This window comes from Macrococcus equipercicus (assembly GCF_004359525.2).
Lineage (GTDB): Bacteria > Bacillota > Bacilli > Staphylococcales > Staphylococcaceae > Macrococcus > Macrococcus equipercicus.
This window is the reverse complement of record NZ_SCWC02000003.1, coordinates 97,001-107,929: the sequence shown is the minus strand read 5'-3', so window position 1 is coordinate 107,929 and position 10,929 is coordinate 97,001. Positions and strand designations below refer to the sequence as shown.

The 10,929-nt window shown below is 38.9% G+C and carries 12 protein-coding genes and 1 pseudogene; 3 read left to right on the top strand and 10 right to left on the bottom strand.

Translation table 11 applies throughout. From position 1 onward, the window contains the following. Nucleotides 1-48 precede the first annotated feature (48 nt). Entirely contained in the window at nucleotides 49-648 is a 600-nt protein-coding gene (lepB, locus tag ERX35_RS05655) for a signal peptidase I (RefSeq protein WP_149458956.1), read from the top strand. An 81-nt stretch (nucleotides 649-729) separates the two neighbouring features. Here the strand turns inward: lepB and ERX35_RS05650 are convergent, their stop codons facing one another. The 8 genes from ERX35_RS05650 to ERX35_RS11580 all read right to left on the bottom strand — a co-directional run bounded on the left by ERX35_RS05650 (nucleotide 730) and on the right by ERX35_RS11580 (nucleotide 6,838). Then, nucleotides 730-1,191, bottom strand: a complete 462-nt coding sequence (locus ERX35_RS05650) for a GyrI-like domain-containing protein (protein ID WP_170234556.1) — start codon at nucleotides 1,189-1,191, stop codon at nucleotides 730-732. Nucleotides 1,192-1,228: 37 nt separating this feature from the next. Then, nucleotides 1,229-2,110 carry an RluA family pseudouridine synthase gene (locus tag ERX35_RS05645; protein WP_149458954.1) on the bottom strand — a complete coding sequence of 294 codons (882 nt, stop codon included), beginning with the start codon at nucleotides 2,108-2,110 and terminating at the stop codon, nucleotides 1,229-1,231. Nucleotides 2,111-2,210: 100 nt separating this feature from the next. Further along, nucleotides 2,211-3,530 (bottom strand): Nramp family divalent metal transporter, encoded by a 1,320-nt coding sequence (locus ERX35_RS05640; RefSeq protein WP_149458953.1) that lies wholly within the window; start codon nucleotides 3,528-3,530, stop codon nucleotides 2,211-2,213. Nucleotides 3,531-3,704: 174 nt separating this feature from the next. Further along, nucleotides 3,705-4,253, bottom strand: a complete 549-nt coding sequence (locus ERX35_RS05635) for a GNAT family N-acetyltransferase (protein WP_149458952.1) — start codon at nucleotides 4,251-4,253, stop codon at nucleotides 3,705-3,707. A gap of 15 nt (nucleotides 4,254-4,268) precedes the next feature. Beyond that, nucleotides 4,269-4,580, bottom strand: a complete 312-nt coding sequence (locus ERX35_RS05630; RefSeq protein ID WP_170234555.1) for a PH domain-containing protein — start codon at nucleotides 4,578-4,580, stop codon at nucleotides 4,269-4,271. Between the two features lie 99 nt (nucleotides 4,581-4,679). Next, nucleotides 4,680-5,225 (bottom strand): hypothetical protein, encoded by a 546-nt coding sequence (locus ERX35_RS05625; RefSeq protein WP_149458950.1) that lies wholly within the window; start codon nucleotides 5,223-5,225, stop codon nucleotides 4,680-4,682. Nucleotides 5,226-5,456: 231 nt separating this feature from the next. Then, complete coding sequence (locus tag ERX35_RS05620) at nucleotides 5,457-6,194, bottom strand: SDR family oxidoreductase (protein ID WP_149458949.1); 738 nt, start codon at nucleotides 6,192-6,194, stop codon at nucleotides 5,457-5,459. Nucleotides 6,195-6,241: 47 nt separating this feature from the next. Beyond that, a complete protein-coding gene (locus tag ERX35_RS11580) occupies nucleotides 6,242-6,838 on the bottom strand; it encodes a TetR/AcrR family transcriptional regulator (RefSeq protein ID WP_246143127.1) in 597 nt (198 codons plus the stop codon). A 155-nt stretch (nucleotides 6,839-6,993) separates the two neighbouring features. On the opposite strand from ERX35_RS11580, the gene ERX35_RS05610 reads away from it, so the two are divergent. Then, on the top strand, nucleotides 6,994-8,349 hold the full coding sequence (locus ERX35_RS05610) for a YhgE/Pip domain-containing protein (protein WP_149458948.1): 1,356 nt from the start codon (nucleotides 6,994-6,996) through the stop codon (nucleotides 8,347-8,349). Between the two features lie 309 nt (nucleotides 8,350-8,658). On the opposite strand, the gene brnQ is transcribed toward ERX35_RS05610, so the two are convergent. After that, a complete protein-coding gene (brnQ, locus tag ERX35_RS05605) occupies nucleotides 8,659-10,014 on the bottom strand; it encodes a branched-chain amino acid transport system II carrier protein (protein ID WP_149458947.1) in 1,356 nt (451 codons plus the stop codon). 110 nt (nucleotides 10,015-10,124) lie between these two features. Beyond that, nucleotides 10,125-10,289 (bottom strand): annotated as a pseudogene (locus ERX35_RS05600) (helix-turn-helix domain-containing protein); the annotation flags it as partial. 191 nt (nucleotides 10,290-10,480) lie between these two features. On the opposite strand from ERX35_RS05600, the gene ERX35_RS05595 reads away from it, so the two are divergent. Continuing rightward, nucleotides 10,481-10,900 (top strand): MarR family winged helix-turn-helix transcriptional regulator, encoded by a 420-nt coding sequence (locus ERX35_RS05595; protein WP_149458946.1) that lies wholly within the window; start codon nucleotides 10,481-10,483, stop codon nucleotides 10,898-10,900. The last annotated feature ends 29 nt before the right edge of the window (nucleotides 10,901-10,929 follow it).

The window sequence follows — 10,929 nt, the reverse complement described above, 5'->3', positions numbered from 1 at the left end:
AATTTATTGTAAACACCATATAATAACTTTATATATTGGAGGAAAAAAATGAATAAAGAGATCAAAGAGTGGCTTCTTTCTATCATAATTGTTGTATTCGCCTGGTTGATTATTAGTACTTTCATCGGAGTAGTTTATAAAGTTAGTGGTGACTCTATGTTTCCAACTTTTAAAGATAAAGATAAAGTCATTGTAAGTAAAATTTCTAACACGACTCATACTATTTCGAGAGGCGATGTTATTGTATTCCATGCAAATAAAAAACATGACTATATAAAAAGATTGATTGGAGTACCAGGAGATAAAATTGAATCAAGAAATGATGTTTTGTATATAAATAATATAAAAGTTGACGAAGATTATTTAAAAGAAAATAAGTTAAATAAAAATGATATGATGCTTACTGAAAATTTTACTGTGAAAGACCTTATTCATTCCAATGGTAAAGACAGAATCCCCAAAAATAAATATTTAGTATTAGGAGATAATAGAGAAGTAAGTATAGATAGTAGAAGATCATTAGGATTAATAGATAAAGATCAAATAGTCGGAAAAGTAGTATTACGAATTTGGCCATTCAATCAATTCCATATTAATTTTTATCCTGATTCCTTTAATAAAGTAAACGACCCAAAAAGTAAAATGTAAAATAAATCAATAGTTGAAACACTCAAAGTTAGTCATATAAACGAAGAGTCTAGAACTACTTATGTCCTAGACTCTTCTATGTTATTCAACCGGTATCCACATTTCAGCTGTATAGTCAGCTGCTGTGACATTACCGAAAGGATAGTATTCAAATTCTGGAGCCTGTCTTAAGTCATGCTGGGAAGCAGGTATAATGACTTCATAAGCTTCATTAGTGACACGCTGAATTTCACGCGAAACGGGGCGTCCTGCCTCAAATACTATATATTTACCTGCCGGGATGTTATGAGAAGCCCATTCTGACGTTTCCCGGTCAGAACTTACTCCGATCATATAATCGACACCGTTGTCCGTCGGAAAATATATACCGAAAAATCCTTGAAACTGTTCATCTGCTTCAAGCGTTAAGCGCGCGCGTTGGTCTGACTGCTTAAAGTCAGTCCAGAACTGCTGTATTTTTTCCTGTGCTTCTTCTATACTGTCGTAGCTTCTTTTCTCTCCGATGACCCGTGTCTCTGCTAGTTCTCTTACTTCATATGCCATTACTATTCCTCCTCGGATGATATCATAGACCATCTATTTATTTAAATGACATCTTAAATACTTTCGGCAGTTCTGCCTCAAAGCGCATTGCTTTATTGGTCGTCGGATGTGTGAATGCCAGAACGTTTGCATGCAAGCCGATACGTCTGAACGGGTTTGTTACAGCTCCGTATTTTTTGTCACCGACAATCGGATGCCCAAGCTCTTTCATATGAATCCGTATCTGGTTTTTACGTCCTGTCTCCAGATTGACTTTTAATAATGTCTGCGTGCGATTAGTGTTCAGCACTTTATAATGCGTCACAGCCTTTTTGCCGTTGTTCGGAGTTTTGCTGGAATGCATGGTCAACGTTTTATCTTCAGTGAGCCAAGTTGTAATAGTGCCATCTTCTGTCATGCGGCCTTCTACAAGTGCGATATAAGTCCGTTCACTTACTAACTGCTTCCAGTTGTGCTGCAGCACTTGCTGCGCTTTTTTGTTTTTCGCATACATCATGACACCGGACGTCTCGCGGTCGAGCCGGTGGACTACATATATACGGTTTTGTGGATGTGCTCTTTTAACATAGTCTGACAGCAGGCGGAATGCTGTGTTTTCGTTATCTTTTTCTGATGCAATAGATAACAGCCCCGCTTCTTTGTTCACTACGATGACATCTGTATCTTCATGCAGTATTTCAATCCCCTTGATTTTCGCTTTTTTGTTCGGTGCGCTTGTACGGATTTCCACGATATCACCTTGTGCGAGTGGTGCATTGAACTGACTCGTTGATTCATTGTTAATAAAGACATGGCCTCTACCGAGCATTGTCTTCACTGTCTTCTTACTTCTCTCCGGCATTACTTCAAATAAAAACTTGAGTAGTTCTGTTGCTTCGTGTACTTCCCATGCGGCGTCACGGCCATTTCTTCTGTTCATTATATACGTCCTTTCGGTCATGTGATGACCGTGCTATTAATTCATTTTGCTTATTAAATGGTAAGGTGAGTAAAGTGAGTATTTATTAATATATTCAAGCTTAACCAATGAATTCTCTTACAGTGGCAGCCAGCAGGTAAACGTTCAATAGACTGAGAACCACTGCCAAGAGCCAGGCAGCAGCTGTTACAAGTTTAGAGCTGATGAACTCCCCCATGATTTCTTTTCTGCTTGTCGCGATGACAAGCGGGATAATACTGAACGGTAAAGCTAAGCTAAGAAAAACTTGTGTGAATATCAGCAAGTCTTCAATCTTATCATGACTAGAGCCGTAGAACAGCAGGCAGACAAATATAGGAACAACAGCTATTACTCTAGTGATCAGGCGTCTTGCCCACTGCGGCAGCCGAATGTGCAGATAACCTTCCATGACAATCTGACCAGACAGTGTCCCGGTAATCGTCGAGTTCTGCCCGCTTGCCAGTAGTGCAACAGCAAACAGCGTACTCATCGCGGCACCGCCTGCAGCTCCGCCGACATGTGAATGAAGGAGTGCGTTATAAAGCTCATAAAAACGTCCAAGTGACTGCTGGCTGCCATAAAACAGGGCAGCACCTAAAACTAGCAATAGACAATTGACAACAAATGCAACAGACAGCTGAATGTTGGAGTCTATCATGGCATACTTAATAGCCTGACGTTTCCCTTCATCATTTCGTTCATAGTTACGCGACTGCACTAACGACGAATGAAGATACAAGTTATGCGGCATAATCGTTGCACCGATAATTCCAAGTGCTATGTACAGAGCGCCCTGATCAGTGACCACTGCTTTGTGCGGGATGAATCCTTTGAGAACAGCACCCATATCTGGTGATGCCATTATCACTTCGTAAGTAAAGATGAGAAGCACTGAAAAGATAAGGACACCGACAATCGCCTCTATCTTTCTGAAGCCGAGATGCATAATCATCAGCAATAAGAAAACATCGAGAATCGTAATCGCAACGCCAACTGCTAACGGCAGACCAAAGAGCAGATTCAGCGCAATCGCACTGCCGATAATCTCCGCAATATCAGTTGCCATAATCGCGAGCTCGGTAATTAACCACGCGAATACACTTAATTTTTTCCCTGTCATCTGCCTTGTCACCTGAGCGAGATCCATGCCACTTGCGATGCCGAGCCGCGCGCTCATCGCCTGCAGCAGCATCGCTGACAGACTAGACAGCAGAATCACGAACAGCAGAATATAACCATATCGTGCGCCGCCCGTCATCGACGTGATCCAGTTGCCGGGATCCATATAACCTACCGCTACAAGCAGGCCCGGACCAATGTACATCAGCAGTTTTTTCAATCCAGTCGTCTGCGCATCAAAGGAAACAGTGCCATTAATTTCTTCTAAACTTTTATTCATATAGCCACCTTTTTAATGGAACTTACCTTACTATCCATCTTCCTTATTATCTTATGAGTACGTTCTTTCCACTGCTTACCATTATAAACGAAGCTGCTACGATTGACACTCATGAGAATTAACTTTAGGTGATCCTTTCCCTCTTCTTCTATTATCAATTAAAAAGCCAGCCCATTAACTGGACTGACCATCATGTTTTAACAAGGAATAAATATAAGCATCCTTATAGTCATCTCTATTTTTCAAATAACTTCTCAGCTTTCCTTCCAGCGTAAACCCGCTTCTCTCAGCTACTTTTTGACTTGGAATATTATCGCACTCTATTATCAGAGTAATTCTGTTGAAATTAAAGCTGTTAAAACCAAGACTGCATATACCAGTCACGGCTCTAGTCATAATCCCGTTGCCCTGCAGGTCTTCAGACAACCAGTAACCGATATCAGCAGACCGATTAGATTGGTTAATATTATGAAAATCAATCATTCCAGCTACCATCTGCTGGTAGCGGATAACGAGAGTCACCGACTTTCCAGCGCCGAAATTTTTCATCATTTCTTTAAAAGTAATGATCTCCTCATCTTCGTTTTGAAGATGATCAAGCCATGGCAGAAATTCTTTCAAATAATCACGCTGTCTCTCAATTAAACGATAGACGACCGGTCCATCTATTTCCGGACGAGGGAGAGCAAGTTCTAGTTCATCATCAATTTTGTATGAAAGCATGTATATCCACTCCTGTTATGTTATCCTCAAATGTCTTTCATCTTTTATTTCTTCTAAATAACTAACAATCTGTAAATAATTTTCGTCAGTAAAATCTGTAAATATATACCACTCTGAACGATAATATATTTCAAATTTGCTTTTTAACATGCCTTTTTTAAATCGATATGTTTCAATCTCATCAATCGGAATGCTGTGAGAATTAACTGCTGCTTCTAATAATGGGTTAAAAATAATTAATTGGTTCGTTGTATCTAATATTAACTCACCTGGAAAGTTAACCATTCTAAAATTAAAAGTTTTTATTTTACATGCTGTTTTTATCATCATCTCGTCACCTCTAATATTTTATTTAAAAAATATATGATTAATCACAACTATCGATGAAATGAATCGTGTATCTTTCATATGGATCCACTCAGAATACTAGTGACGTCTATAATCATTTAGATTCTCGAACACATGCATCAGTTGTTTGTTTTCTTTAAAGATTTGTAACTGCAGCTGATGAGAAGGATCTGTTAATGATTTAACATTAAAGTCCGGTTTAAACGTATCATTTATAATCATTTCCTTGTCCAGCACATCACCGGCAGCAGGCGTTAGTTTAAGCGTTTTCGACGTGCTTTTATGACCGGATTTTAGTATTTCATCCGGATACAAAATATTTATATATAGCACTGGATGATGTTTTTCTATGTAACTACTAGCACTTGGATCTATAACATATTTAATAATGTACTGCACATTGTTATTTGCTGTTTTAACATTAAAATCTTTAATCATAAAGTGCGGCTGAATAAATAAGTCTTCTACTGTTAATGCTTTATTAACTGCAGGAGTTTCCTCTGCTTTTTTGGCCTGCTCAGTTGTTACCTCTTCTTGTTGTTTTTGAACTTTGGCATGTTCCCTATGCTGGCTGCAACCTGTTATAACTATCAGTAATATGATGATGACAACTAATCTCTTCATTAATCACCACAGCTCCATTATTTAATTTCACAGAAATATTACAATATTCTAATTTTTTATATATAATTACATCATAATATGTAACGTCTGGAATTGGAAGCAAATTATTAATTTTATAATAATTTACTTTTTATTGGATTAAACTATAGAGGTGCATTGGTAGCAATAACGATGATTAAAAATATTACAGAGGAAAATTTAACCGAGCTATAAATTCAGTGCACTTCTTTCTTATTCAAGATACCTATTAAACCCGCCTTCGCTGTTAATCAGCTGACCAGTAATCCACTGGCCTTTATCACTGTGCAGGAATAATACTAAGTTAGCAATATCGTCAGGCTGCCCCCAGCGTTTGTCATTGAATTGATTCGAAATCTGATGATAGACTTCACTGTTCTGCTCGATATAACCTGTATCTGTCGGCCCTGGATTAACAACATTCACTCTGATATTCCGTTGTGCCAGTGCATATGAGCTTTGCATGCCTAAGTTTGTGACAGCTGCTTTTGATACCGCATAAGGAATCTCAGAAGTCATCGGTCCTAGGTGTTGACCTGACGTGAACAAAGTAATGCATCCTTTTTCTGCTTGTAATTGTGCCTTGAAGTGTTTAATCAGCAGCATAGCAGCTGTTACATTCACTGTCAGATGTTTATTAATCTCTTCTGCATTCCAGTCGTCAAGCCCACATTGTGTACTATAAGCATGACAAATAATCATGTGTGATATTTCGTATGGCGCTAATTCATTAATGAGCGACTGTACGTTGTCCGCTATCGATAAATCACAATCTTTCAGGCGAACAAACTGACCCTGATACACATCTCCAGCATCAGCATAACCCCTCTCCTGGTCATATTCACTTGAACCATGGGCATAAACTTTGTAGCCTTCCTTTAAGAAACGACGGACTAAATTCGCACCGATTCCACCGTTACGACTGACACCCGTAATCAATATATTGTTCATAAAGTCCTCCTTATATCAACATCAAGCAATGATAAACTGCAATTATTTTAGTGCTGTTGTTCCTTTAAGTGCTGGTACATAAGTTTAAGCGGACCATTATAAGCGAGTGTGAATGCGTACTTGGCTATATTCTCTTTTGATTCCTGCATGCCATTTTTCACCCATTCTTTAATCAGCCCTGTCTGTGCGTTGACGATAAAAGCAAAGTAATATTCAATCGGCACGATGTTCAATTGCTCAGGCAAATCAATGTTACTCTGTACATAACTTCTGATGATACGTGAAAATTTCTGCGGCAGTCCTGCATCTTGATTGATTAACGTCACATTGAAAAATTCTTTATGATTGATGATGACCTGCAATATGATCTCAATCAGCTGTGTTGAGTGCTGCTCCAGATTAACATCAACTTGAGGATATTTGCGGTCCTGCAAGGCTTCTTCCAGTTCACGCATGACTTCATCTTCCAGCTGATCACGTAAATCAAACTTATCGAGATAATGCAGATAGAAAGTACCGCGGTTGATGTCTGCTTTCTCTGTAATCTGATTGATCGTGATATCTTTGAATGGTTTCTCCGCTAATAAGCTGAAGTAAGCATATTTAATACTTTCTTTTGTTTTTCTGACGCGTCTATCCTCCATTATTTTTCCTTCTTTCCAGAAATGATGAACATATAATAATTATGTGTTCATTAATCATCACATTATATATTATTGGTTATTGTGTTCTTTATTATTCGAATTATAATATACATCGTAATCATTAATCAACATTATATTCAATAAGGAGAAAACATATGAATATTTTAAAAAATAAACTATTTTACTTACCGCTTATTACCGGCTCACTGCTCATCTGGATTATGTCATTAGCTTTTTCCCCAGCTTTCAATCCGAAGCCAAAAGATCTGCCGATTGCTATCGTCAATATGGATAAAGGACTGCTGATTCAAGGCAAGCAGATGAACATCGGCGAGACTTTTACCGATAAAATTAAAGATAACAAAGACTTAAATGAAACAGTTGATTTTGTCACTATAAAGAGCGAGAAAGATTTGAAAGACGGTTTTGACAACAACAAATATTACAGTGCTCTTGTAATTCCAGCGAACTTCACTGAGAATGCCACAAGCGCTATGCGTCACGAAATACAGACTGCGAAAAAAGCTGAAGCAGCGGCGCAGGCGAAAAAATCTCAGACTGATTTAAAAGCTAAAGTCGCAAGTGGCGTCATCTCGCCGCAGCAGGCACAAATCATCGTCCAGCAGATGCAGGCGAAAATGAAAGAAATGCAGAAAAAGAACGCTGACCTGCTAAAACCGATCATTGTTGAAAAAGGTCAGCTGGAAGTTATTATCAATCAAGGTGCCTCAGTACAGGCGGCACAGATTAGTGACAAAATGCTGTCTAGTATGGGTAACAATATCAATATCATGTTAAGCAAACAGGCTGTAAAAAATCTGTCCGACAATCAAATTAAAGTATCAGCTGATCACATGGACCAACTGATGAATCCTGTGACAGTGAAACATACAACAATGAATAAAATTCACGACCATCAGGGAAATGGTATGGGCGGCATGCTGCTCTTCACACCTATCTGGATGGGTTCACTTGTATCAGCAGTTGTGTTATTCTTTGCTTTCCGTACTTCACATCTTGTGACACAAGGTGAACGTCTGAAAGCGACATTCATGCAGTTTGCGATGGCGGCTTCAGCGGCCATCGTCTCAAGTGTGCTTGGCGTATGGTTTATCACGCAAGTTCTCGACTTCTATATGCCAAACATCACGCAGACAACGATATTCATCGCAATTTCAATGTTCGGCTTCATTATGCTGATCCTTGGAGTCATGTCATGGCTCGGCATGAAAGCCATTCCGCTATTTGTGCTGCTGTTATTCTTCAGCATGCAGATGCTGACGTTACCTAAACAAATGCTGAATGATTTCTACCAGACCTATGTCCTGACTTGGATTCCTTTTGGTTTCTATGTCGATGGTTTACGTGAACTGATATATCTCCATAAAGATCTGACACTCAATACACCGATCATTGTCATGACCGGCCTTGCAACATTCGGTATGGTGATTACGTTACTCGCTGCTGTACTGCGCAAGCATAGCGACAAACGTGCTGAAGTACCTGCATAAAATTATCTTCTCCTTAAAATACACCCTGGACGTTAGATTTAAATCTAACGTCCAGGGTGCTTTCAATTGTAATACCATTGTTATGAGGCTTACTTATATTCTATTCTGTGTAACCACTGATTACTATTTTTCATTGTTTTCCTATAGTATGTCTGCTCTGCCGACGGTCATTATGAACATCAGTACATCAACCTATATTTAGACGCATGTCGATACCAAAATATTATCAATCGTCCAGAGATGATAATTAAGATGCTATTGAAATAAAAAAACGACCCATCAATGGATGAGACGTTTCACAAGAAACTGTTAAGATATTCTGTCATCCTGTTTGCGCACTTTATAGATAATATATCCGATAATAAAGCCAATCAATGCCGGCAGCACCCAGCCCATGCCGATCGAGAAGAATGGCAAATAGTGATTTCCGAAATTTATAATACTTTCGGCGAATCTTGTCTGACTGAGAAATGCAGGACTGGCTTTAATACCATCAATCAGTGCTGCAATCAATGTGAAGTAAATGGTTGTCTGATAAACAGTTCTTGAATGGTGATAAAACCCGCCGAATAAAGTCAGCAGAATCAGTACAATCGATAACGGATAGAGGAACATTAAGACCGGCACAGAATAGGCGATAATCTGAGTTAGGCCGAAATTTGCGATAATGAAAGCAGCGAAGCTCACAACTGTCGCGAACATAATATACTTCTGACTCGGGAATAGCTCAACGAATGTCTCCGAGAAGGCAGTGATTAAGCCGATAGCTGTTTTCAGACAGGCAACGATAATAATTAATGATAAGAGAATGATACCATAACCACCTAAGTAGTACTGAGCAATCTGTGCCAGCGCAATTCCACCGTTATCACTCACTGCAAACTTCCCTAGACTCATCGTCCCCATGACTGCGAGTAATGTATAGATAAGCCCCATTAGAATAACCGTTATAAGACCTGACTTGACGGTTTCTTTCGCAATGATTCTCGGCTCCGTGATGCCGAGTTTCTTAATCGTTGTCACGATGATGATACCGAATGCCAGTGACGCGAGTGCATCCAGCGTGTTATAACCATCCACAAAGCCCTTCAAAAGAACAGAATCCTGATAATCAGCGGACACTGCTGCGGTTGTCACGCCACCCATCGGATGAATCATAGCCAGCAGAATGAGAAGTCCTAAGAGAATCAGAAAGACTGGATTCAGAAACTTACCGATATAATCTAGAATTTTCGATGGACGACGTGCGAAGAACCATGCTGTTAAGAAGAATATTGCACTGAATAAACTTAAATATAAGCCCGCTGATCCTTTTGGTAAAGACGCGCCGAACGCAATCTCAAAAGAAGTCGTCGCCAGTCTCGGTAATGCGAAGAATGGCCCGATAACTAAGTAGAGCAGAATGGTGAATATATAGGCATATGTTTTATTGACGCGATTCGCAATATCGAATAGACCATTTGTCTTTGAGATTCCAATTGCAATAATACCGAGGAACGGCAGACCAATCGCTGTAATCAGGAAGCCGAGATTAGCAATAAAGACATTTGAGCCTGCGGTCTGACCAAGGTGGATGGGAAAAATCAAGTTCCCCGCCCCAAAAAACAGACCAAATAACATCGAACCGATAAAAAGGTTTTCTTTAAAAGTTAGTTTTGTTTTCATAGATATTACTCCTAAGGTGTATTCAATTATCTGGTTATTGAAAAATTCAATATCATCCTTTAAAGCGCGGCAGATGATTATCATCCCATTATAATATAAGTGTCAGAAAAATAGAACTCCAGTGCAGATATACCCGCTTTAAATGTATTAATTACATTATAGACGGTCTGTCTTGAACGCTTAATTCTCCGGCAGATCTCACTGACCGAAATTTTCTGGTGGTAATATGATTCTATGAACGCAAGTTCATCCGTGGTAAGATGTGTATAGGCCATTTGTGCTAACTCCTTATGTTTTCTTTGGACGGAAATACATATTGAGTTTAGCACAGAAGGCTTTATTAGTTGTCTAGCTTAATTTTACCATCGGCGTATCTAATTATTATTGTTGACACGCTGTAAATATGTGCTATTATTTATTTAGATACCGAACTAATAGAATTCTAATTAAATAAGAGGTGTTATGGATGGAACTTAAATTTCAAATGCTCTTGCGTACTTTAGGTCACTTACAAATTCAAAAGGGTAATCAAAAACTTTTGGAATATGATATTACCGGAGAACAAGGGCATGCACTAGGTTTTATCAATGATCGACAACAAGAGGGATTGACACAAAATGAACTGCAACAACGTTTCGGAAGAAGAGGATCGACCATCAGTAGTATATTAAAGAACCTCGAGAAGAAGCATCTAATATATAGAGAGACAGATCCAAGTGATGAAAGACGTAAATTACTGTTTATTACTAACGAAGGAAAAGCACTGGTAGAAGATTTTAATTCGGTTTTTGAGGAGATGGAAACGACTCTTACCAAAAACATGACACCTGGCCAACAAGCAATGCTTGAAGAACTACTTAATCAAATGATTGATAATTTAAAATGATGGCTGTATGGCCATCTCATTTTTACACA

What these genes read in the sequence shown, in the direction of transcription:
- ERX35_RS05640 (WP_149458953.1), bottom strand. Translation starts at nt 3,530, where the DNA reads ATGAATAAAAGTTTAGAAGAAATTAATGGCACTGTTTCCTTTGATGCG.
- ERX35_RS05645 (WP_149458954.1), bottom strand. Translation starts at nt 2,110, where the DNA reads ATGAACAGAAGAAATGGCCGTGACGCCGCATGGGAAGTACACGAAGCA.
- brnQ (WP_149458947.1), bottom strand. Translation starts at nt 10,014, where the DNA reads ATGAAAACAAAACTAACTTTTAAAGAAAACCTTTTTATCGGTTCGATG.
- ERX35_RS05625 (WP_149458950.1), bottom strand. Translation starts at nt 5,225, where the DNA reads ATGAAGAGATTAGTTGTCATCATCATATTACTGATAGTTATAACAGGT.
- ERX35_RS05595 (WP_149458946.1), top strand. Translation starts at nt 10,481, where the DNA reads ATGGAACTTAAATTTCAAATGCTCTTGCGTACTTTAGGTCACTTACAA.
- ERX35_RS05620 (WP_149458949.1), bottom strand. Translation starts at nt 6,194, where the DNA reads ATGAACAATATATTGATTACGGGTGTCAGTCGTAACGGTGGAATCGGT.
- ERX35_RS05650 (WP_170234556.1), bottom strand. Translation starts at nt 1,191, where the DNA reads ATGGCATATGAAGTAAGAGAACTAGCAGAGACACGGGTCATCGGAGAG.
- lepB (WP_149458956.1), top strand. Translation starts at nt 49, where the DNA reads ATGAATAAAGAGATCAAAGAGTGGCTTCTTTCTATCATAATTGTTGTA.
- ERX35_RS05635 (WP_149458952.1), bottom strand. Translation starts at nt 4,253, where the DNA reads ATGCTTTCATACAAAATTGATGATGAACTAGAACTTGCTCTCCCTCGT.
- ERX35_RS05610 (WP_149458948.1), top strand. Translation starts at nt 6,994, where the DNA reads ATGAATATTTTAAAAAATAAACTATTTTACTTACCGCTTATTACCGGC.
- ERX35_RS05630 (WP_170234555.1), bottom strand. Translation starts at nt 4,580, where the DNA reads ATGATAAAAACAGCATGTAAAATAAAAACTTTTAATTTTAGAATGGTT.
- ERX35_RS11580 (WP_246143127.1), bottom strand. Translation starts at nt 6,838, where the DNA reads ATGGAGGATAGACGCGTCAGAAAAACAAAAGAAAGTATTAAATATGCT.